We start from the raw sequence: 25,666 nt of genomic DNA on the forward strand, positions 1-25,666 counted from the left end.
TTACTTTTCATAAAAAAATAATTCTTTCTCTGGAAGTATCTAAATGTTCTTCGTAATACTCTGAAAACCAAAATAAAACAGAGATGCTTCTTGAAAAAATAAAATTTTCTTTAACTTGAATTTCGAAATTTGTTAGCCTCAAAAACCTTAAATAAAAATGAATATAACGCTGCTCAGTCTATGGATTGTTTTTAATAGTATTATTGCTATAAATTTTCAAAAAGAAATACCGCTATTTGATGGTAAAACCTTTAATGGCTGGGAAGGAGATACCAAAAACACTTGGAGAATTGAAGATGGATGTATAATTGGAGGTTCTTTAAACGAGACCGTACCCAAAAATGATTTTCTGTGTACCGCCCAAACTTACGTCAATTTTGACCTTAAACTTAAAATAAAACTCACTGGCTCTGAGGGATTTATAAACTCAGGAATTCAATTTCGAAGTAAAAGATTAACCGAACCAGCCCACGAAATGACTGGATATCAGGCAGATTGGGGTGAAGGGTATTGGGCCAGCCTTTACGACGAGTCAAGAAGAAACAAAACCATAGCCAAGCCTGACTCTTCCGAAGTCCTGAAATGGGTAAAAATAAACGATTGGAACGATTACCAAATAATTGCCGAAAACCGAAGAATTAGATTGTACATCAACGGCCACCAAACGGTTGACTATACTGAACCTAATGCAAATATCCCCCAATCAGGGCTGATAGGAGTCCAAATCCACGGAGGTGGGAAAGCACAAGTAGCTTTTAAAGACATTTACATTACTGAATTGCCATGATTTTTGAACGCTGATGAAAATGATTGAACAGGTTTTTATTGAATTTATATGTTCTAATTGTTATTCATTTTAACCGAAAACAATATTCAACCAAAATATAAAAAATGACTTTAATTCGTATTTCAGTAGCTTTATTTGCTTTTTTAGGCTTTTGGTTTTCAGGAAAACCAGAAACTTCTTTACCAAAAAGATATACTACAGAAGACACTACCAAAATCGATAAAGAGTATTATCTAGAAGCTACAATGTTGGGATATTTTGCCAAAGACGGTACAAGAAATCCTGTTTTAAAAGCCAACAAAGGCATGAGAATACGAATTACAATTACCAATGGTGAAGTGATGACCCATGACATTTCGATGGAAAAATTGGGTTTAAAAAGTAAAACAATTCTTGAAAAAGGCTCAAGCACAAGTATCACTTTTGTTGCTCAAAACAACGATACCTATTTTTGTTCGATACCTGGGCATAGAGCAGCAGGTATGGTCGGGAAATTCGAAATAGTAGAAGGATCGCTCGCTCCCAAGATTGTTATAGGAAAAGTGCCAATGAAAAACGGAAAACCACTCAATTTGAACTTTGAAACAGGAAACTTACAAGACTGGACCGCAACGGGCGATGCATTCAAAACCCCAATAATAAGCGAAGACCCTTCTCCCCTTCATGAAAAAGAAATGAAAATCGGTTTCGAAGGTAAGAATTTTTTAAGCAGTGGCGGAACAGTAAATTATAAGCTTACGGGAACATTAAAATCCACAACATTCAAAGTCGCCCAACCGTTTGCTAGCTTTTTAGTGTCTGGCGGAGCATTGGTTGATACACGAGTTGAACTTGTTTTAGCCGAAAACAATAAAGTTGTTTTCCAATCCACTGGCCAAGGTAGGGCTACTATGCAACCTGTAGTTGCCAATTTGAAAAAATACTTAGGAAAATATATTTTCATCAGAATTATCGATAATGAAACAGGCATTTCGCAGATTCCGTACATTCAAAACGATAAATGGGCACATATCAATTTTGATAATTTCCTTTTTTACCCAGAGCGACCTCATTTTGAAAATGAATTGTTCCAAAAAGACGTGATCATTTTGCCACCATTAGACCCAGTGCTTAACGCTGGCCTTTCTGGCATTGAAGCTGCTAAAGCCATGTCTTTGCCAAAAGGTTTTAAAATAACTCTTGCCGCTTCCGAACCAGATATTGTCAGGCCGATTAGTTTCACCATCGATGCCCGAGGCAGACTTTGGGTAGTCGAAGGCCGCACTTATCCAATTCCTGCCGCTGAAGGAGAAGGCAAGGACCGCATCTTGATATTTGAAGATACAGACGGCGATGGCACTTTAGATTCCAGAAAGATCTTTATGGAAAACCTAAACTTGGTAAGTGGAATCGAGGTAGGCATGGGTGGGGTTTGGTTAGGTGCAGCACCTTATCTATTGTTCATACCCGCAGACCTCCAAAATGATAAACCACTCGGTCCACCACAGAAACTTCTTGACGGATGGGGATTAGAAGATACCCACGAAGTGCTAAACAACCTCCGCTGGGGGCCAGACGGTTGGCTTTATGGTGTGCATGGCGTTTTTACACACTCACTAGTAGGCAAACCAGGAACCCCTGAAAATGAAAGAATCAAATTCAACGCTGGCGTGTGGCGTTACCACCCTACCGAACACAAGTTTGAGGTCTTTGCAGAAGGCACAAGTAATCCATGGGGTATAGATTTCAACGATTGGGGGCATCCGTTCATCACCGTTTGCGTTATTCCACACATGTACCATGTCATTCAAGGTGCTCGCTATCAGCGTCAGGCGGGCAAAAGCTTTAACCCTTACACTTATGATGAAATTAAGACCATTGCAGATCATAAACATTATGTGGGCGAAAGAGGACCTCATGCCGGGAACTTCCGTTCTGCCTCTGCAGGTGGCGGTCATGCACATGCAGGAGCAATGATATATTTGGGCGGAGATAATTGGCCAAAAGAATATCGCAACACTATATTTATGAACAACATAAATGGTGCGAAACTCAACAATGACCTTTTGACGAGAGAAGGCTCTGGTTATGTGGCCTCGCACGATAAAGATTTCTTGGCTATGAACGACTCTTGGAGCCAATGGCTCAATATGAAGTACGACCAAAATGGCTCTGTTTTCGCAATAGACTGGTACGATAAAAACCAATGCCATAGCCCAAATCCAGATGTGCACGACAAAACTATGGGCAGGATTTTTAAAATCACAAACGAAAACGACAAGTTTGTAAAAGTAGATTTGTGGAAAGCCACAGATTTGGAATTGGTGAATTATCACTTAAACAGAAACGAATTTTACGTGCGTCAGGCCAGAACTATCTTGCAAGAAAGAGGCGGAAGTCCTGCAGTAAATGCGGCTTTGAAGGATATTTTAAATAAAAACCCTGACGTTACCAGAAAACTACGTGCTTTATGGACTTTACAAGTTATGAAAGGCATATCGGAGAAAGAATTGAGAGATTTGCTAAGTCATCCTGACGAAAATATTAGAAGTTGGGCCATTCAATTTTTAACAGAGAAAAAAACAGTTTCTGACGAAACAATGGTAAGTTTTGAAACAATAGCCAAAACCGAGAAATCACCTTTGGTAAGATTATATTTGACATCAGGAATGTTACGTTTAGATCCGTCTAAGCGATGGAACGTTTTGGAAACCTTAATCCAAAATGAAGATGACGCTACAGACCATAATATGCCTTTAATGCTTTGGTATGCCACAGAACCTTTAGTGGATATTGATGTAAATAGAGCAATAATTTTAGCTGAAAAATCTAAAATGCCCAAAATGCTGAATTATATGATTCAAAAAGTTGGAGCCATAAATACCGAAGATTCAAAAAGAGCCTTAAAAGCCCTTGGAATGCGACTAGGACACGACCATCAAAATCATGAAAATAAGATGTTGATTGAGAAATTGTTAGAAATGAAACATTAAATAAAAACATAATAAGATTTAAATTGTGTTGTTTTTGAGATTGAAACCAAAATATAACAATTTGAATATTTCAAATGTAGTAAAGTATTTAACCTATTTTGTTAAACACAAAGGGATATGATTATTCTTTTGCTTCACTTTTTGCAATCGTCTATGTTACCGAATTTGTCCATGAACAATTATTAAAGCTCATGTAAACTAAAGATACTTAGTAATATTTTAAAAGCTGTTTTTACAATTATATTAACCTAGTAACTTATATTAGTAAAATTAATTTTAAGCCATGGGAAATGTAAAACATTTAACTGCCACTGGGGATAATGATGCCGATATATACCCTAGAAAGTATTTTCGACATTATATGTATTGTGACAGGTGCGGATCTTTTGATTTAAAGCTTTGGGTAGAACCTGAAAATCACGAAACTTTAGCGAAAAGAAGAGAAAAATTTGACAGAATAGCCGGTTTTTGTTTTTGGGCTTTTGTTTTTTTTATCGCGATCACTGTGATATGGGCATTACTCTATTACTTAATGTCTAATGGAATTGAATTTCAGATTTTAACAATTTTTATTGCTGTTTTTTTTCTGACAGGATTTGTAATATTTTTTTCTTTGGCTAAGCGGAATGGCGATAAGATCAAGTATTTGGGTGTAGAATGTGCCCAATGTACTGAAAAATATAAATATGGTTCAATCTTTTTCGATGCCTTAGACAGAAATTTATTTAAATACACTATAAAAGATGTTCCGTTGCCACTATCTAGAAATTACTGGATAGAAGGGGGAATTGTGGAGTAAATTAACCCTTCATTTGGTTTGTTTTTTTGGCTTTTACTGCATTTTAGAAGCGTTTTCCAATTTAAGCTGACAAGATTAAGCTATAATATTAAAAGAAACTCAATCTTATTGTAAATGAACTAAAAAGACTTAAATTAATATTTAAAGTTAAATAAAATATAGGAAGCGTAATGATTACTAAGGACTGAAATAAGCACCTAAAAAATAAGATAGCTCTAAAGGAAGGATTTTTAAGCACAAAAAAAACCTCAACTTTCGTTGAGGTTTCTGTGGGAGTTGAGGGATTCGAACCCCCGACCCTCTGCTTGTAAGGCAGTACCTTATTGTTTTTTGATATTTTTTGATATTTTATAAATTATTAATTATCAGTATTTTATAAATTTTAATTTTTTAATAATTTGGATAATATTTCGCTTTTTTATACATTTGTTTAAACCATGTTTAAACCAGAAATAAAACAAATATCCAAATGGCATCAGCAAGTGTAGTATTATTTACGTCAAAAACTTTGAAAAATGGCGAACATCCAATCATGGTTAGAATCATAAAAGATAGAAAAACCAAATACATTTCAGTTGGTCATAGCTGTAGTCCTGAACTCTGGGATTTTAAAAAAGAGGTACCAAAACGTAAACATCCATTGTTTACAGAGCTATGTGTTTTGATTGATTTCAAAAAAGCCGAAGCCAATAAAGCTCTATTAAAAATAGAAAATGAAAACATTAGTTTTTCATCTCAAGATGTTAAAGCCAAACTCGTAAAACAAGTCTTAAAATTTTCTGTTTTTGACTTTTTAGATCAAATAATAAAAGAGCAAAAAGAGGCTGGGAAAATTGGTAACTCTAGGGTCTATTATGACCTTAGAAGAGTTTTGAAACTTTATATGGGCGATAAAAAGTTAGCATTCACTGATATCAAAAAAAGCTATTTGACAAAGTTTGAGCAACATCTAAAATCGGAAGGGCTTAATCCAAACACAATGAGTGTATACTTTCGTACCCTTAGAGCTACAATTAATAAAGCAATTGACCAAGAAATTTTAGGTAAAGGCGAAAATCCATTTATTGAGTATTCTATATCGCATTTAAAAAATGAAACTGAAAAAAGAGCCATCTCGAAAGAAGATATTCGAAAAATAGAAAACATAGAGACTTTGTTTAATTCTCAACTTTCGCATGCTCAAGATTTCTTCATGTTTAGCTATTACAGTTCAGGAACGAATTTTAAAGATGTGGCTTTGCTTAAGTGGAAAAACCTCAAAATAATACAAGAAGATATTATTATGGAATATGTTCGCAGCAAAACAGGCAAAAAAATGACTATAAAACTCCCTCCAAAAGCTGTGGAAATTATAAACAAATATAAAAGCCTTACTTATGGTACTGAAAACTATATTTTTCCTTTTTTAGATAAAAACACACATATAAAACCCATGACTATTGCCAATAGGCTAAAAAAAACTCAAAGAATGGTAAATTTAAAATTAAAAGAGCTCTGCGTTTTAGCAGAAATCGATGCCAGTTTGAACATTTCGACGTACGTTGCGAGGCATTCTTTTGCAACAGCCTTAAAAAAGTCTAATGTCACTACTGCCATAATTAGCGAAATGATGGGTCATAAATCAGAGGCGATTACTCAAATATATCTTGACTCATTTGATGATTCTGTAAAGTATGAGGCTAGTTTGAATTTGTAGGCAATTATAATAGACCTTCACGTTTCATAAACATTGCAACCTCTTTAAGGTTGGAAAAGGCTTCTATCTGGAAATAATCTCTTGCTTTGTTTAATATTCGTTTACTATCCGTCTTTTGAATAGTGATAATATTTTCGCCCAATATTTCAGCAATTTCCTTGTGCTTAAGATTTGGCTTTTCTGATAATAGTTTAAGAATCGCAAACTCTCTATCCTTTAAGCCCAGCTCTTGCAGGATTTTATCTAAACTCTCACTTTGCTTTTTCTTTAAAGCATTTTCTTCTTTTGAGGCATTCAATTGATTGTCCTTTCCAACTCTAATATCCAACACATCAAACGCTTGATATTCCTTTAGTAAAACAAAATGATTCAAATAAGACAACACTTTCCCACTTTTATCTATTTGGAAAGGATACAGCGTCCTTTTAGTGAGATAATATTTTCCATTCTTATGTAAAAGAGGTAGCTGAACCACTATTTTTTGATGCATAAACTTAAGGTTGAATTCATCAGAATTAGCAGTGTCGAAAGCAGATGTAGCATTTATGTTTAATGATTGCAAATGCCGAGGATGTATGATTTTAAAATAATCAAATAAACCAAATTGGGAGTCGGCATACCCTAGCCAGTCTGATAAACCATGTGCATGTTCGATTTTTCGATTTGTTAAATTTAAGACGAAAAAAAACTGCTCATACTTTATAGTATTTTTAAGTATTTTGATTTCTGCCACCTGTGCCTTTTCTTCGACAATAGGATTATACTCTACATCAGAAGGATATAGTATTTCTAGCTGTTCCAGTGCGATTTGTAAAAAGGATTTATCTTCCATTGTAATTTTAGGGACTTGACTGATTGACAGTCAAATTTAATAAGTAATAGTTGATATTTTTGGAAAAAATAGCAAAAAATCTATATGAACTACACTGACATCCAATACTTAGAGGCTTCTTCTAATTACACAATATTCCACTTCCAAGATGGCGTGAAACAATTACATTCTTATACGCTCAAACATTACGAAAAACTTTTAATTGCCCATCATGCCTTTTCCCGTATCCACCGCCGCTTTTTGGTCAATCGTGCTTTTATTGCTTCGCATTCTTCGACTGAGGTTTTTCTTACTTCTGGTAAGCAATTACCTTTATCAAGGAGAAGGCGATTTGTAGTCAAAACCGAATAATAAATTAATTTTTACTTATATATCTATTGTCTTATATTTGAAACTCTACAAAATAGCCAAACCCTAAAAATCCAATACAATAGCCTCTTAAATCGCTATTTAATTATAACCATTATATTTTTTCATAAATGAAGAAAATTTTACTCTTAACTATACTTTTTATTTCTAAAATATTAAGTGCCCAAACTGTTTATACAATTACTTCTTCGGATTTAAATTGTCCGAGTAGTAATACTTATACTGGAACTTGTGGTAGTTTATTTGGGAATAATATGAAGCTCCTTAGTGCTTTCATTAGTAATGGCTCAACCTTAAACCTTTCTGCCCGAAGATGTGCGACAAATCTGGCGACCACAGGCACAATGGCCATTAAAGAATCCACATCTAACTCAATGATTAATTTGGGTTGTGGAAACCCATATGATGTAAAGGATGTTTCATCAGCTACATCAGTAGATTTATCAGTAAATTTGGCAAATATATTTACCTCTGGTACAAGATACTTTTGTGTTACTCGAACCTCAGGTACTGCGAGATATTATACTGGTATAGTTGCTGTAACTGCAACCCAGCCTTCTTGTAATTCTACTACTTCAGGGTCTATTTCAACTATTACTACTAATAGTTTTACAGCTAATTGGAATCCTGTTTCTGGAGCAACGGAGTATCAAGTGAGTCGAACAACTTTCTCAGATGTTAATTACAATGCTGCTCTTACCTATACTCAGACTTCCACTTCTAGAGTCTTAATTGATTTAGTAGCCGGTACCCAATACCGCTGTCGCGTAAGAGTAAAATGTAATAACGGCATCTGGGGGTCTTGGAATGAGATTGGTACGCCTACAACTCTCACTGCACAACCTAATCTAACAATGAACACCAATATAAGCCTAGGAGCAAGTACTTTATACTCTGGTCTTTCTTACGCTGGATCTTTTTCAGTTTCTAATACAGGTACTGCTTCGTGGACAGGCTCGATGTATGTTTCACTTTCTAATAGTCCAACTTCTATAGATTTGGGATATTATACAATTGCAGCTGGAACCACAAGAACTTATAATTTTACCTATTCTCCTTCAGGATCAGGCTCAGTTACACTTACCGCAAAATATCAAACTGGGGGAACGGGTTCTGGAATAACTGTACCGGGGCAATCTCCACCAACACTTTCTTTAGTTGGTGATTTAGCGATAAACGGAAATGTCGTTTCACCTGTATCAGGGGTAGTTAATCAAACAGATTTTACTTTCAGTGCTACTTTATCCAATGTAGCTCCATCACCATTTCCATCAGTTGATTTGGAGTTGAAAGCACCAGATGGAAATATTTATTACAGATATGGAATAAATAATACAAGTGGATATTCATTCTCGAATATTGAAAAACTTCAACAATTAGGGGTTTATAGATATCGCTATGTTGGAAAACAATCAGGTAGAATTTCCGCAACTTCTCATTCAAGTGATTCTAATACTTGGGCAACATTAACTGTCAATCCTCAACCACTTACGGTTATTCCATACACCGTTACTCCAAGCACTGGTACGCAACAATTTACATCTTTTACATTCCAAGCAAGCTACTCAGGCGGCAATAACACAACACCCGGAATTGAATTTCGATTCTTGAAGCCGTCAGGAGGTTCTGAAGAAATAATCACAGACCAAGCACCAACAGATGTCACGTATAATCCAACTACAAAAACTTGGAGTTTAACCAAAACTATGCTTGAAAGTGGCACCTACAGATACCGATATATAATTTACCAAAATGGTGTCAGTTCAATCTCAGACCCACAATATTTAGTTGTCTCCCCACCCATTACCATTGGCAATATAACATCGCCTCTAAACTGGCATTGCAATAAGGATATTACCTGGTCATCAATAGGGATTACGGGTAATGTTTCTGTTGAACTCTATAAAGTTGCATTTGATGGAGACGCTTTTGTCGCTACATTGGCAGATGGAATAGCTAACAGCAGTCCATTCACTTGGATGACCGGCAAGAAAGTTGACCCAACTACGCTTGCAGCTAATGCATTAGATATTCCAGATTTTCAGACCAACGGCACTTACAAACTTAAAATGTACCAGACTGGTACTACTGGAAAAGCTTCGTGGAGTAATACCTTTACTTTTAATAATCCAAGTTTAAGTGTTTCAAGTCCAGTCGCACAAACTGTTTATAATGGCCAACAAGTTGCTGTTAATTGGTCTGTAAACAACTTTTGCAATACCATTTCCATTGAAATTGTCCCTGATGGAGCAACCGTAGGTACTCCATTGGCCAGTCAAATCCCCACAAATGGTCCGCACACGGTCACGATTCCAAATAACTTGCCTCCGGGGCAATATAAAATGAAAGTATATGCTTTCGTGACAAGTGGTGGTAGCCCTGCTTTTAACTACAGCCCCACCTTCACCGTAGCCAACCAATCAGTTTCTGTACCATCACCAGCAATAAACAGCACTTATTATTATGGTGCTAACCTTCCTATTACTTGGAATTTTGCAGGTGGGTATTCGGGGAATGTGACCATTGAGCTTACAAAGGGACCCACCAGTTCTGTTAGTCATCTTGTATTATTCAATAATATCACTAATGATGGAAATGAGACTTATCTGAACCTTCCCGATACACTAACTTCTGGCCAATATCGAGTAAAAATATATAATGTTGGAGCAGGGCAAGGAGGCAACCCCACTATCGTAGGTTATTCTGATGTTTTTAATATTGGACCAGACCCAGCATGTCCTGTTTGCTTAAATCCTTCTTTAACGGTATCAAGTTTTCCTTTGACAGGTATTGAAGGGCTTTGTGCTACACAATATTTGTGTTCAGTAGGAATTATAAATGCAAACCAAAGCGTGGCTTCAAGCCTCCCGACGGCAAAGCTAATCAGACAAGATGCTGCCAAAATATTGGTCACATCCCTATTTACTGATGCTCAAATACCCGGTTATAACCAAAACCCACTAAATGTTCAGTTGCCTACTCGGGGATATGTTACGCCTTTCGAAGACCTCAATAATTCCAGTGATGCCAATAACTATCACCAATCAGCCAAGGTCTTGATTTATTTATCATACGCTTCTGACGAAAAAAGTGTGACGCCATTCCGAAAATCAGGGGTTAACTTTTACCCAGGTGGTTTCATTCAAAGAATTGACTATTTAAAGCTTCTTTGTGAATCTTACAATTTGGTGCTTGATGCAGGTGCGGTCACTCTACCTTATACAGATATTACAGAGCTCAACGGTAGAAATATTGATTATCTAAAAAAAGCACTTCAGCTGCAAATAATTAGTAACCAAAGTTTATTCAGACCTAATGATGACATTACCCGTGAAGAAGCTTTCTTAATGCTGAAGCGACTCAGAGCGGAGCATCCTGAATTAATACCCGGTAAACTGGCTTTAGAAAACGGTGCCAACTATCAGTTCGAGCAAAACGTAACTTATGACAATGTAAGTGTCATGCGAAGCATGGCCAGCGGAAATTTTGCCTACAGTGAAAACGGTTTCGCCATTCCAGACATTGGCTTTCCGCTCAGTTTTGGCTTTACTTACAGTTCTACAATAACCGATTGGCCCGATGTTTACAGAAAAATTGAGCCGCTGGGAGTAGGCTGGACACATAATTTCAACAGTTATATTTTGCCTACGGAGAAATCCGAAACACCAGAAAATGTGCTTGAAGGTAGAGCACTCTTACTTTTGGCTAATGGCGACGGAACTTTCCATACGTTTGACAATACCAATAATGCCAGCCCCATTGTAAAAAGTATCGATACATTTAATGATATCATCGTAACGCAAGCTGGGGGTGTGGTAAGCAAATATGAGGTAAAAAGGCCTGACCAAGTGGTTTTCACTTATCAAAAAGTAAATATTGACGAAAAGGTTTTTAGACTTACCCAAATACGTGACCGATACAACAACCAACTCACACTTACCTATAAAGCAGCCACCACAGCTTCACAAAGTGACCTAAAAGTACTTTTAGATAAAGTCACAGCACCATCAGGTAGATACCTTACTTTTCAATATAATAGTACGGATAAGCTCACCAAAGTGATATTTCCTGGAGAGAATGTTTATGACCGAGAGCTTCGTTTTGATTACTATCTCGCTTGGGATGCCCCACAATCTGAGCGACTACAGCGATATTTTAGCCCTAAACATGCAGGAAACGGCATCAAATCTACCCGATATATTTATGGTATAAATCAGCAAGGAAATGCTGGCTCTAATCAAAAAGCCCAAAAGCATATCTACATGCTAAAGGAGGTTATAAGACCTAAAGGCAACCGTATAAAAGTAAATTATGACAGAGATAACCGTGTCACTCAAGTAGAGCAAGGCAATGAAAATACCACAGCCTTGGTTGATAAGACTCTATACGATAGAACAGGCTGCCCAGCAGGAATAAAATGTGCCAAAGTAACTGGAACCGATGGCATCACATATACCCAACTGGTAAATGATAAGGAGGTTATTTATGAAATAAATTCTCCTACGGTTACCCTCCGCAGGCCTGAAAATGATGTAAATCCATCTAACCCTGCTTGGTTTTCGGTAAATGGTCTTAGACATGGCTACAGCTACAACGCCAAGGGGCTTATGAAAACGGACACCACTTATGACAAAAATGGCCAAGTGAAACATATTCAAACTTGGCAATATGACGATGCTAACAATCTTTGGAAATACTGGGAACCAAACTCCAATAGTACTGGGTCTGCATTCATAGAATATAATTATTCAGCGGACAAAAAATACCTGCTAAATGTAATTCAGCGGGTAAGTAGCAGCACTACACTTACGCAGATATTCCATCAACAAACAAATGGATTGTTGGATTATGTCATAGACCCCGAGGGACTTAGGACTAACTTCTCTTATAATAATTATGGCAATGTAAATGATGTGCATTTTGTGCCGCTTGACTTACACGCTACCGCTACGTATGATTTTTCGAGTAGAGTAAAAACCAGCACTAATGCCAAAAACCAAACATCAGAGGTTTTTTATGATAAAAACGACAATGTGGTGAAGTCCATAAGTCCTACGCCACTGAGTTATGTGACGGAGTATTTTTTTGATGACAATGACAACGTAGAACAAATAAAAAACGCCCGAGGCAAAAGCACTTATCTAAAATACGACAAATACGACAGAGACAGTACCATAACTTTTGAAGGAGCAACGCAAAAGTATTTTTATTTTGACAATGAAAGCTCTGCAGATTTTGGCAAAATGAAAGAAATAAGAAAACCATGGGCCAATCTCAGCTCAGGCTGGAACGCTACACGAGCCTTTTTGTACCAATATGACGCCGAAGGTTTTCTGAAGTCTAATGCTTATATACAAAATATTACCTACAAAAGAGGAAGCCCAAGTGCCACTAATACGCCCGAAGAAAACACCATGCTTAGCATACAGGGTGGTAATAACCCCGCCCATCTACTTAGCGGCTTTAAATACGATGACCTCGTAAGACTTAATGAATACACAGATTATTACCTAAACACCGTAAAATACAGCTACGACAATAACGGGAACGTTACTCGCATCACTTATCCAGACAATAAATTTGTAGATTATTTTTATGACAGAGGTGGTAGGCTGAGTATTGTCAAATGGAACAGCACCGTTGAAGTGGCAAAGTATTTTTACACCGGCTCCCGCCTCCACTATGTGCAGTACGGTAATGGCGTACGCACCACCTACAGTTACGACAACGCCGGACGATTAGCAGGGTTTAGTACCAATAAAAACAGCGGCACAGGTGCCGTTATAGCAGCTTATACCTTTGAGTTTGACAATGTGGGCAACCACCTGACCGAAAACATAACAGAGCCTTACCAGCAACCTACTTTGCCAGCCGAAACTATTAGTTATAGCTATGACGATGGCAACCGCATACTCACCATGAACAATGTGACTTTTACGCACGATGGCGACGGAAACGTAAAAACCAAAGGCAGCAGAAGCTTTACTTACGACTTGGAAGACAACCTCACTAAAATAGAAGAAAATGGTGTGGTGATAGCCCAATACGAATACGATGCCTTTGGCAACCGCCGCTGGGCAAAGAGAGGCAGTACCGAAACCCGCTATGTGCTTGACCTGCTGGGCTTGGCCGATGTATTGGCAGAAACTAATACCTCCAACGCCATACAAAACTACTACATACATGGCATGGGCTTGGTGGCAAGGGTAAAAGCCGATGGCACCTTACACTATTACCACGGCGACTACCGAGGCTCTGTGGTAGCCATGACCAATGACAGCCAAGCCATCACCCACAAATACCAATACGATGATTTTGGCAAACTGCTCAATGAAATAGAAGCCGATGCCAACCCCTTTAAATACGTAGGCCTTTACGGCATTATGCACGAAGGCCCAGACCTCGCCTATATGCGTGCTCGCTATTATGACCCCGAAACTGGCCGTTTTAATGGGGCGGACCCTATTTGGAGTAACAATTTATATCCTTACGCCAATAATAATGGGGTAATGAATGTGGATCCCTCGGGGAAGATAAACAAAAAACTTTTAGTAACTGGTGGAATATTACTTGCGGGTGCTGCGATTGGTGTTGTTAGCATTTTAGCAGCACCAGCTGCTTTAGGAATATATTCAGGATTGGCGTTATTTGGTGCAATAAATACAGGAACTGTTGGGTTTACATCGGTGATTATTTCGATGATGCCAATGGATGAAAATGAAGCGAAAGGAGCTGAAAGAGCAATAGGTTTAGCAAGTAACATTGTCATCCCGTCAAATCAAGCATTAGCAGTTCCTTTGTCTATAATTAGACCTGATAAAATTGAAGAGAATTTTAGAATTGCCAATACGATAACGAATACTGTTTCATTAATAGAAGGAAGAGTTGCTCTTCAAAAGGCTGACAACGTAATAAATAATGTCAACAATGTATACAATAACGCAAATTCAATAAATGATTTAGTAGATATTTTTAACCCTAATAATTTGCCTCAAAACTCAACAAGTCCTGCAAATAATTTAAATGTTATGAATTCTACAATGAGAGATTATAATCGTGAAAGGAGCATAGATCTAAATATATTAACATCTCAATTCAAGCCAACTATAATTAGATGAAAATAAAATTTTAGTCCATGCTGGTTTTCTCACCACCATGCACCAACCTTGGCGTGTTCAGCGATTTTTACTCGCACACTAAAATTTGATTAAAAAATGATAAATAAAAACGTACTACTATCAGCTTGGTTTCTGTTTCTAACCGTTCAGTTGGCGGTGGGACAAAATGTAACCATAGTACCCACTGGTATTAGCCCAAACCAAGGTGCTGGCATGGCAAAACTGAGCTATGAGGAGATACAAGCCCTGCCAAATCCGCAAGTGGGAGATATGGTGGTGGATATGAGCTTTAAGCGGCCACGTATTTATGATGGTAAACAGTGGCTTTTGATGGCTACTTTTCAAGATGCCAAAACACCAGAGTATGCCACCACTTCCTTAGGAGAATATACCACCCGCTGCTGGATAAATGATTTTGAAGTAGATGCAGCCGGTACGATGTATTTGGCAGGCAGATACAGGGGGCCATTGAAAGTTGGGGACTACACGCTTCCAAATTATTTTGGATATGACGATGCCTTTGTAGCCAAAGTTAATAGTACAGGACATACCGAATGGGCTGTAACCATAGCAAACACAGAAGAGAATGATAATGTAACGGCACTGGCTAGAGATAGCCAGGGGAATATTTTTATTGGAGGTTCATTTAAAGGCACAGTGGCTTTTGGCAATACCAATCTAACAGCCAATGGCCGTTCGGATATGTTTTTCGCCAAACTTAATCCGCAAGGAGAATACATCTGGGCAAAGAGTTATGGTTCCTCCACCATGGATGAGGGCATAACAGACTTAGAAACTGACCAAAATGACAATGTTTTTTTACTCACGGGCATCAACTCAGCTTATAATGTAGAGGGCATAACATTAAGCTCAAGAGGCGGCACTGATATGAGTGTTATAAAATTCGATAATAATGGTACATACATTTGGCATGTCAACGCTGGAGGTAGCTCCTATGATTTTGGACATGACTTAAAAATTGACCACTTGGGTAATGTATATTTCGCAGGCTCTATTTTTGAAAGAGGCTTTATAGGGCATTTTGAATATGAATTGGATGAATATGCCTCAAATGCCTTTTTAAACTTTGTTGCTTGCTTTAGTAATGCAGGTTCAAGGGTTTGGGTTAGAACGTGGGAGACCTATGGTTCACTTTCTATGGATTTTTCAATACTACACAAAAGCATTTCAGTAAATAAGTATCGACACGTATTTGTCGGCGGTCAATATACCAGGTCAGCCTATTTCAACGCCTATTATAATTTCCCCCAAGACTCCTTTAACCCTGTTGGTGAGCAAGCATACCTTATTAGATTAGATGGAATTGATTATGGTAATCTATTCTGGGTAAGAATATTAGGAGGTACTCGAAACGAAAGAATTTCCTCAGTCGCTTCTAATGACAATGATGAAGTGATTGCCACAGGATGGTATAATTATGCCGATGCCCTCACTGGAGATTTAGGCTTGAGGGGGAGAACAGATATATTTCTAACTAAATACGATGGCCTTGGAAACAGAAAGTGGGCTGAAAGCCACGGAGGGGCAGATTTTGACTATGGCAGAATAGTTAATATTGCTCCCAATGGGCTTATCTACACCACAGGAGAAATAGAAAACAGTGCCACAATAGGAACAGAATTGATAGGATACCCAGCAAATTTTATTGGCACCTATATTTTAAAAAGAAAAGATGATTGAGTTTTAACACCAGACTTTATGAATAGACATTTCCGTATTAAAATATTAAGTACAGTTCTTTTATGGTTAATGGGCTTGTTGCCTGTTTGTGGGCAGTATATAACTTCCATTCCTATAGGTTTTAATGATGCTAATTTTAGTGGTTGCGGCACTACACAAAACTGTGGACAATACAGCGAGGCAGGGGGTATCAAAATGTACATTGATAGAATAGAGAATAACACTGCCTATTTTAGAATAGTAAATTGTGCCACTACCACATCAAATCAAATCAACTTTGGTTCATTGGGCGTAGCAAGTGGAGGTTTTTTTATCATGCGAAATTCACCTTGCGGTATTATACAGAGCCAAATTAACGTGCCTTTAGCTGGATGGTACTATGAGGTAGCAGTACCTGTAGACCCTTCTCAAAACAGTAGAGACTATTACGGAGTCTATATTCCTAATTACCAAGGCATTTTTTCGGCAGCAGGACCACGTTTTGCTACAAGTGTTGTATCTATTGCAGGCACACCTACCGGTTTAACCTTAAATGCCCCTACTTTAACTTCGCCAGCACAAGACGATTTGACATACTTAGGTGGATTCTATTTACAATGGAATAAAAATGGAAATCCGGCGGGCACTGATTATCAAGTATATGTCTATGACCAAACTACACAAACTGTACTAAAAAATTATTCATCTGTTAATGATGTTAGTCAATCAACCCAAAGTGTAGGTAATAGTCCAGGTAATTATGCCAGTTGGAGTGTGAGAGCCGTAAAAGACGGGTATACTTCAGCAGAATCAACTACGCGTAATTTCTTTTTCAACAATTCTAACTTGAACCTGAACCTTAATTCCATAAGTGCCAGTTCTGGTTCTACCTCAACTAATTTCATATTCAATACCAGCGTAAGGAATATTATCAAATCACCCTACCCAGCCCCAACGGTTAATATTGAATTTACGAGGCCCGATGGTAGCACCTTTACCGAGAGCAATATAACCAACACCTCAGAGCTTAATTTTTCGCATTCACAGAGTTTTTCTCAGGCTGGAACTTATCAATATCGATTTGTAGCCAATCAACTTAACCGAACCGCTGCAACAACTGCTATGGCAAGTTTCACGGTTACTGGTGCCACTGTAAATAATCCTTTGGTTACTTCTCCAAGTGCTGGAGCTAATCTTACGCTTGGGCAAATGACTTCTATTGCATGGAGTTTTCCCAATTATACAAGCCCAATTTCAATTGAATTAACAGCTGGCACAAGCAGTACCGCACCAGTGAGAGTATTGTACGACCCAACTACCAATGATGGCACAGAAAACTGGACTGTTCCTACGGACTTGCCTGCGGGTCAATACCGTATAAAAATTTACAATACGGGTGCTGGCGAAAACGGGAATCCTACTTATGTGGGCTATTCGGGAGTCTTTAATATTGTAAACAATACGCCAGTTATTTCCATAAGCAGTCCGCAAACCAATGCAAACTTGAATGTTGGCCAAGAATATCCTATAAATTGGTCGTTTACCAATTTTTCAGGTCGCATTTCTATTGAGCTCACAGCAGGCCCAAGCAGTACTATACCAGTGAAGGTATTGTATGACCCAACTACCAATGATGGTACAGAAAACTGGATGGTTCCTACAGACTTGGCATCTGGTCAATATCGCATAAAGATATTCAATACAGGTGCTGGTGAAGGTAGTAATCCCACTTATGTTGGCTATTCGGGTGTTTTTAATATTGTAAACAATACGCCATTCACAGAAAAAACAATTGGCTATCTACCAACCTATCAGTGGGGGGCAAACTTCAATGCAGGTTTTTTGGGCATATTTACGCACATCAATCTTTCTTTTATCAATCCGACAATCTCAGGTGGAGTTTTTCAAACAGACGCTCAGGGAGATTATATCTGGTCATTCAGTGATGCTAAATCTTTAGCCGATGCCAAAGCCAAAATGAGTAACTGGATAAGCAAGGGTTTTTCAGGTGATTTTTTTCTATCAATTGGCGGTGCTGAGGCGTCGGGTTCATTATTATCGGCTTATAGAACAGCCCTAAATTCATCTACCAACCGAACAAAACTAATAAATGGTCTTAATAAGTTCATGGCAAATTTCGATACCAGCTACAAAATCAAAGGCATAGACATGGACTTAGAATATACCGCTATGAACATAGGTGGTTACAATGCATTTGTACAATCACTTGCAGATAATCTACACCTAAACAGCTTTAAACTCTCTGTAGCAGCAGAGTACAAATACCCAGTTGGAGTATATATTCAAAACGATAACGGTACCACCTCTCAAAAGGTATTAGGAAGTATGATAGACAATTTATCTTTAACCAAAATCGATTGGTTAAATATGATGAGCTATGATTATACATCTGCCAATGATTTATCAGGAAACTCCTTAGGCCTTAGTCATTCGCCTTACACACTTGTACAAAGAGACTATATCTATTGGAATACCACGAGAGGCTTACCATCTAATAAAATTGTATGTGGAATACCACTTTTTGGTCACGAATCAGGTGGAACAGGGGGTGAAATAGCTTATCGAGACCTTAAATGTAAGGAGGTGCCTGCTTGGTACAATCCAGATTTGGCCTTGAGGGACAATGACCAAGTATCGGTAAGGTATTGCTATTATGGAGCGGGTTATAGCCAAAAGCCGTCAGTACTTACAGTATATCAAAACGGCCGAGGCACTTTACAGCAGAAATATGATTTTGTAAATACGAATAATCTGGGCGGTAAAATGTTTTGGGCTATTGGTAACGATATTTGGGAAGACAAAAATCAGGCATTATTGGGGCCTTTGTATAAAAGTGCCTGTGACCAAAACGTCAATATCAGCGGTGTAATTAATTCATCAGCTAATAATCCTTATCAAGGCCAATTTATAGTGTCCAATGCCACCATTCAAGCTGGACAAAACATACAATTTAATGCCGAAAATAGCATAGAACTTAATCCTCCATTCCAAACACAAAGTCAGACAGTATTTAAGGCTCAGATTAAGGCTTGCGATCAGGCTTCAAGTACTGTAAGTAATAGTCAGATTTTAGGAAATCTTAAATTAGAGAATAAATGAGAAAACAAAAATTCATAATTTGGACCATTTGCTTATTCTTGACTTTTAAGGGTTTTGCACAATGCCCTGCTCCTACAGCTAATATAAGTGGTACACAAAGTATCACCCAAGGCCAGTCTGCTACTTTGACTATTACGCTCACTGGTGCTGCCCCGTGGAGCATTACAGTAAATGGACAAGTGTACAATAATATCACTAGTTCGCCCCATCAGCTTTCAGTAAGTCCTGCCACCACCACTACCTACAGCATTAGTACGGTAAGCAATAAGTGCGGAAATGGCACCTTTAGTGGTTCGGCTACGGTCTCTGTTTGTATTCCAGCTACTGCTGTAATCACTGGTACACAAACCATAAATCAAGGGCAAAGTGCAAACTTGTCTGTAGCATTGACAGGTAACAGTCCTTGGAGTATTATGGTAAATGGGCAAACCTATTCCAATATTACCACCTCTCCAAAAATAATTTCGGTAAGCCCTTCAAGTAATACAACTTATACCATTAGTAGTATTTCGAATCCCTGTGGTGTAGGTACTAAAAGTGGTTCGGCTGTCGTTTCGGTTTGTCATCCCGCCACGGCAAGTATTACAGGTACTCAAACTATCGCAGTCGGTCAAAGTGCTAACTTATCAGTGGCATTAACTGGAGATGGCCCTTGGAGCTTTACCCTAAATGGGCAGTCCTACACCAACGTTTCAACATCACCCAAAATAATTGCTGTTAGTCCAACCGCAAACACTACCTATACCATTACTAATTTAAGTAATGCCTGCGGAGCAGGTACTTCCAGTGGGGCGGCAGTGGTTTCGGTATGTTCGCCGGCAACTGCCACAATATCGGGAACGCAAACAATTACCCAAAGCCAAAGTGCCAATTTATCGGTGAGCCTTACAGGTACAAGTCCTTGGAGTTTTAGCCTTAACGGTCAGGTGTATAGTAATGTCACGGTGAGTCCTAAAATAGTCAGTGTTAACCCAATTGAAACAACAACTTATAGCTTAAACAGCGTTTCCAATAGCTGTGGAAACGGAACGGTAAGCGGCCAAGCACTGGTAACCGTTTACGCAGCGGGCTGCGACCCATTTGAAAACAATGATACGCCACAAAAAGCTCGATTAATAAATTCAAATGCCTATTCAAGTTTAGACCATTGCTTTAATACCAACGCAGACCAAGACTGGTATAAGTGGCGTGTAAATGACAAGACATACTTTATATTATTTCATTCATTCAATTATGCTTCCAGTTCGAACTACAAGTTTACTCTGACCTATACCAATAAAACGCTAACGGTCACAACAATGCAATCTGGTGCATCTGGCTCAGATACTTATATAGAGTTATATGACTCCGATGGTCAAACTCAACTGGCATACAATGATGATTATGGCGGGACACTTTATTCACGAATCATATATCAAATTCCTGACTTGCCTTGTAATAAATCAATTTCAATTGGACCAAACGATGTAACTCAAAGTATCTACAAAGCTTCATCATATATCAAAAGCAGTAGTCAAACCCAAGCAATTGAGACAGTTTTTGATGCCAAAAATTATATTTTACTTGAACCTGGCTTTAAGGCTGAATCTGGCAAAAACTTTAGCACAAAACTAAATGGTTGCCAATTTGAATTACCTACTTCGGGTTTAATAGCACATTATTCTTTTGATGGAACTGTTCAAGATTTAAGTGGAAATAACCATCATGGAACGAATCAGGGCGGAACTTTTGCAGTCAATAGGCAGGGAGTACCTAACAAAGCCATTTCCTTATTAAATGGAGGTTCTCAAGTAGTTTTCGACAATTTCCCCTCATTACAAGGTTCTCCTTTTTCCATTTGCTTTTGGATGAAGGTGGATACCAGCATTGTAATGAACGCCAATATATTAAGCAAACATGCTGCCGGGACAAATGAATTCAAATTTAACATTGACTATAACAGTGTTGGAAATAGCTATGGTACGCACAGCATTAACTATCAAGGATTAGTAACATCAGGAAGTGGTTATGGTGGAATCGGCATCTATAATTTGGAATCATTTATAGATAACAATTTTCACTTTTATTGCTTTACGATAACAAATGAATTGTTTGCAGGGCATGAAAAAATATTTTTTGATGCTCAGTTAAAATCTATACAAGGCTCTCATGGATTTAGTGATGCTTTAGGGAGATTGAGTTTGGGAGACTTTTTCTCTAATTATCAAGGAGGCTTTTTAATAGATGATTTGAGGATATATAATCGAGAATTGTCTGATACGGAAATACAGCTTCTAGTACAAGAATAAATTACATTAAAATGAGAAATAATATTCTACTTACTATTTTGTTTTTGATTAGCTTAAACAGCTTCTCTCAAAAGCGTACTTATGTTTATGATGAGCTGCAGCGACTAAAAGTCACCAATTACTGGCAAGGCAATGTCATTGTAAGTTCTGTTGAATACACGTATGATGAAGTTGGCAATCGCTTAGTAAAAGATGTAACTGGTGAATGTCCTGCACCAACTGCCTCTATTTCGGGAACACAATCTATCAATCAAGGTCAATCCGCCAATCTGACTTTAACATTAACTGGAGCAGCACCATGGACGGTGGTGGTCAATGGACAAACTTACAGTAATATCGTTAGTTCACCGCATGTAATAAGCGTTACACCGTCAGCCACGACCACGTATTCGATAAGCTCGGTAACAAATAAATGTGGAGCTGGAACATTTTCAGGTAGTGCTATTGTGTCAGTCTGTATCCCCGCTACTGCGACTATTTCAGGCACTCAAACCATTAACAATGGACAAAGTGCCAATATTTCAGTTGCTTTAACAGGTACAAGCCCTTGGAGCATTGTGGTAAATGGACAGACGTATGCAAATATTACAACTTCTCCCAAAATAATTACTGTTAGCCCAACTACTACTACAACCTATTCTGTAAGCAGCGTTAGTAATTCATGCGGAACAGGTACAGCTAGCGGAAGTGCGGAAGTAACAGTATGTAATAAGCCGACTGGTATGTTAACTGGAACTCAAACTATAAACTTGGGGCAGTCGGCAGATTTATCTGTGGCCTTAACAGGTGACAGCCCATGGACTATTCAAATAAATGGGCAAACCTATTCCAACATAGTTACAAGTCCTTTTGTGGTCTCAGTAACGCCAAATAATACCACAAACTATGCTTTAATAAGTGTTTCGAATGCTTGTGGAGGGGGTGTGGCTCAAGGTATGGCAGCAGTTACCGTTTGTAAACCGGCTACCGCGACTATAACAGGAACACAAGCAATAAATAATGGTCAAAGTGCTAATATTTCAGTGGCTTTAACTGGCACAAGTCCATGGAGTATTGTCGTTAATGGGCAAACATATTCGAATATTACTACCTCACCCAAGGTTATATCAGTAAGTCCAAATACAACAACCACTTATACGGTAAGTAGTGTAAGCAACCCTTGCGGCAATGGAACAGCAAGTGGTAGTGCGGTAGTAACCATATGCAATCCAGCGACTGCAAGTATTATAGGTACTCAAACTATAAATCAAGGACAAAGTGCAAGTTTACCAGTAGCACTTACAGGAGATAGCCCTTGGAGTATTATGGTCAATGGTCAAACCTATTCAAATATTACGTCTTCGCCCAAAGTCATAACAGTGACACCTACTACAACCACAACCTATACCGTAAGTAGTGTAAGTAATGCCTGTGGAAATGGAACGTCGAGCGGAAGTGCCATAGTTACAGTCTGTAATCCTGCTACAGCAACAATTTCTGGAACTCAAACGATTAACATCGGTCAATCTGCTACACTCAGTATTGCCCTAACGGGGAACAGTCCTTATTCTTTCAAAGTAAATGGACAAACCTATTCGAACATCGGTAATAGTCCCTATTTAATAAATGTATCACCTTCCACAACTACTACATATACAGTAACTAATCTATCCAATAGTTGTGGGGCAGGAACGACTTCAGGCAGTGCCGTAGTCACAGTAAATACGACAGTAGGTTGTGACCCAAATGAGGGTAATGACTCACCAGCTACAGCTACAGTTATTTTAGGAAACTCATACGTAAGCCCAGATTTATGTTTGGATGTAATTAGCGATGTCGATTGGTACAAATGGTCGTTTGCAGGTAAAAACTATTATTTCAAGGTGCAATCTTATGCTAATGCAACGGCTGGAAATTATAAATTTCAATTAAGTTTGAATGGTAACGACTTGGTTTTTGAAACGAAACCAATGGCTGGAAGCAACCTAATAGACACCCATGTTTTTTTCTACGATTCCGATGCTAGCACTTTGATTGCTTCAAATGATGATATTGGAGGTGACCCATGGAGTTATTTTTCTAAAATAGCTTATTCGTTTCCAGTTTCTTGTGCTGATAAACCAGATCTACAAATTACAGACATCCCCATTACAGAATACCAAAGCAACCAAATAAAATATATAGTAAAAATTAAGAATAATGGAGGTGTTTCGGCAAGCTTAGGTTCGGTGTCTTTGTACACTTATACTTCCATAGATGCTACTTATAATAGCACCAATGATAGATTCATAAATGGCTTATTTATTGGAGGGAATTTGGCGGCAGGTCAAACCATGAATTTAAATTGGTCTGGAAGTTTCAAATACGACAACCATTATTATTTGATCGGAGTAATTGACTACCACGGACTACTCACCGAATGTATTGAAACGAATAACACATTTTCGAAGCTTGTGACACCATGTACAGCCTCCAATTTGAATCTAACTGGCATTATAGCACCAGGTTTTTACAGTACTAACGGCGTTGTACAAATAACTGGAAACGCAACTTCTACTGATAAAACCTTTATTTTGGGTAGAGCGATTACTACATTGCCAAACTTCACAGGTCAATATTTCACAATGCAAACAGGTCAATGTCTACCAACTTCAAATACCAGTTTATTTAATGTAGATGGTACATCTGCTTACGACAAAACCAAAGTTGATAAAGAAAAGCAGAAGATTAATCAAGGAATAAATTCCAAAACAGAGGAGCATATTAGCGTTTTGGAATTTGAAAATGAGAATGGAAATTATGTCTTAAAATACAACTTGGCAGTTGAGCAAAATATTTCTATTTCCGTATGGAGTGATTCAGAAAAGAACTTACAATCAAGTATTTTAACAAACAGCATACAATTGCCAGGGTTATACACTCAAAACATTGATACTTCTTCTTGGGAAAAAGGCAACAAATATTTGATTCATTTAGACAAAGGAGGAGTATTGGATGTATTGGTTGTGGAGTGGTGAAATGACTTTATTATTTTTAAATAATACTCTTAAAAGTAAAAAACTCCCCCATTTTCAATCTAGAGGGAGAGTTTTATAATCGGTATTTAAGAAGCTACCCTCATATACCTATCCATTGCCTCTTTTGAGGCTTTAGCGTCGTTGTAAACAATTTTACCCATTTCCATGCCTCCTTCAAAAGGAACCAAGCCAAAATAGAGTGTTTTCGGTAGAATTTGTTCAAAAACTTTCCAAACCATGAATAATTTCGAGCCTCCTAAAATATACTTTTTTTTGGTTTCATAGGCATCATTCACAGCTTCGGCATAAATTCTAAGTCTTGCCGTTTTATCCTTTTTTGTAAGGGATGGCTCTATTTTGATACAAGTAATCTCTGAACTTTCTCCTTCTTTAATATTTTTGTCTCGGTAAATGGTATTTTTGACAAGGTTATCAAATGGATCTAAATAGCGAAGGTTGTTGGTTGAGTTTATCACGTAGCCTGCTATCCAGTTACCTTCCTCATCAATAAAAACCTTTACCTTGTCAGCTAAATAAAGGTATTGAAATGGAATGGGAACTGTATCATTTTTAGAGGTGTAGAATTTGTTGAACTGTTCAAGTTCTTCTGGAGTTTTGAGTATTTTTGATTTTAGTGAGGTACAACTATGTACCTCATCATCGTTTTCAGATAAATTTTCCATGTTTTTGTGAGTAAATTTTTGCTAATAATTAATTGAAATAAATTTGGTGAATGTGAAAAAATATGAGGTAAACTGCCATATTTATGGGCTTCGATTTGAAATGTTTGACAAGTGAAAAATCATAAAGCGGTTTGTTTTAAGTTTTGCGAAGTTATTTTCAAAAAAACTTACCTAACAAATTTGGAATGGACGAATGGCTTATCTCAAGAAAGAACAATATTCAAAATAAGGATAAGCGGCAAATTGTAGGGTTTTTATAGAGTTTGTAGGAGAATCAAAAATTAATACAACCGACTGAAAACAAGAATTATAACGAAATCAATTCA

General features: G+C 37.8%; 12 protein-coding genes. 10 read left to right on the forward strand and 2 right to left on the reverse strand.

Annotated elements, in window-relative coordinates:
- The first annotated feature begins 157 nt into the window (after window positions 1-157).
- The 4 genes from EGI22_RS08175 to EGI22_RS08190 all read left to right on the forward strand — a co-directional run bounded on the left by EGI22_RS08175 (window position 158) and on the right by EGI22_RS08190 (window position 6,254).
- Window positions 158-787, forward strand: a complete 630-nt coding sequence (locus EGI22_RS08175; RefSeq protein WP_255067672.1) for a DUF1080 domain-containing protein — start codon at window positions 158-160, stop codon at window positions 785-787.
- 104 nt (window positions 788-891) lie between these two features.
- Window positions 892-3,759 (forward strand): PVC-type heme-binding CxxCH protein, encoded by a 2,868-nt coding sequence (locus tag EGI22_RS08180; protein ID WP_255067673.1) that lies wholly within the window; start codon window positions 892-894, stop codon window positions 3,757-3,759.
- 283 nt (window positions 3,760-4,042) lie between these two features.
- Window positions 4,043-4,558, forward strand: a complete 516-nt coding sequence (locus EGI22_RS08185) for a hypothetical protein (protein ID WP_255067674.1) — start codon at window positions 4,043-4,045, stop codon at window positions 4,556-4,558.
- A gap of 469 nt (window positions 4,559-5,027) precedes the next feature.
- Window positions 5,028-6,254 (forward strand): site-specific integrase, encoded by a 1,227-nt coding sequence (locus EGI22_RS08190; RefSeq protein WP_255067675.1) that lies wholly within the window; start codon window positions 5,028-5,030, stop codon window positions 6,252-6,254.
- Between the two features lie 4 nt (window positions 6,255-6,258).
- Here the strand turns inward: EGI22_RS08190 and EGI22_RS08195 are convergent, their stop codons facing one another.
- Complete coding sequence (locus EGI22_RS08195; protein ID WP_255067676.1) at window positions 6,259-7,086, reverse strand: hypothetical protein; 828 nt, start codon at window positions 7,084-7,086, stop codon at window positions 6,259-6,261.
- A gap of 84 nt (window positions 7,087-7,170) precedes the next feature.
- On the opposite strand from EGI22_RS08195, the gene EGI22_RS08200 reads away from it, so the two are divergent.
- The 6 genes from EGI22_RS08200 (at window position 7,171) to EGI22_RS08225 (ending at window position 24,657) form a co-directional block, all read left to right on the forward strand.
- A complete protein-coding gene (locus tag EGI22_RS08200; protein WP_255067677.1) occupies window positions 7,171-7,437 on the forward strand; it encodes a LytTR family DNA-binding domain-containing protein in 267 nt (88 codons plus the stop codon).
- A 128-nt stretch (window positions 7,438-7,565) separates the two neighbouring features.
- Window positions 7,566-14,573, forward strand: coding sequence for an RHS repeat-associated core domain-containing protein (locus EGI22_RS08205; RefSeq protein ID WP_255067678.1), 7,008 nt, complete (start codon window positions 7,566-7,568; stop codon window positions 14,571-14,573).
- Between the two features lie 96 nt (window positions 14,574-14,669).
- Window positions 14,670-16,274 carry a hypothetical protein gene (locus EGI22_RS08210; RefSeq protein ID WP_255067679.1) on the forward strand — a complete coding sequence of 535 codons (1,605 nt, stop codon included), beginning with the start codon at window positions 14,670-14,672 and terminating at the stop codon, window positions 16,272-16,274.
- 18 nt (window positions 16,275-16,292) lie between these two features.
- Window positions 16,293-19,373, forward strand: coding sequence for a glycosyl hydrolase family 18 protein (locus EGI22_RS08215; protein WP_255067680.1), 3,081 nt, complete (start codon window positions 16,293-16,295; stop codon window positions 19,371-19,373).
- Entirely contained in the window at window positions 19,370-21,661 is a 2,292-nt protein-coding gene (locus EGI22_RS08220; RefSeq protein WP_255067681.1) for a 3-coathanger stack domain-containing protein, read from the forward strand. Before EGI22_RS08215 ends, EGI22_RS08220 begins: the two co-directional genes overlap by 4 nt.
- 11 nt (window positions 21,662-21,672) lie before the next feature.
- Window positions 21,673-24,657 (forward strand): CARDB domain-containing protein, encoded by a 2,985-nt coding sequence (locus EGI22_RS08225; protein ID WP_255067683.1) that lies wholly within the window; start codon window positions 21,673-21,675, stop codon window positions 24,655-24,657.
- Window positions 24,658-24,743: 86 nt separating this feature from the next.
- On the opposite strand, the gene EGI22_RS08230 is transcribed toward EGI22_RS08225, so the two are convergent.
- On the reverse strand, window positions 24,744-25,340 hold the full coding sequence (locus EGI22_RS08230) for a hypothetical protein (protein ID WP_255067684.1): 597 nt from the start codon (window positions 25,338-25,340) through the stop codon (window positions 24,744-24,746).
- Between the last annotated feature and the right edge of the window lie 326 nt (window positions 25,341-25,666).

The sequence above is a fragment of the Lacihabitans sp. LS3-19 genome, from assembly GCF_024343575.1.
Lineage (GTDB): Bacteria > Bacteroidota > Bacteroidia > Cytophagales > Spirosomataceae > Leadbetterella.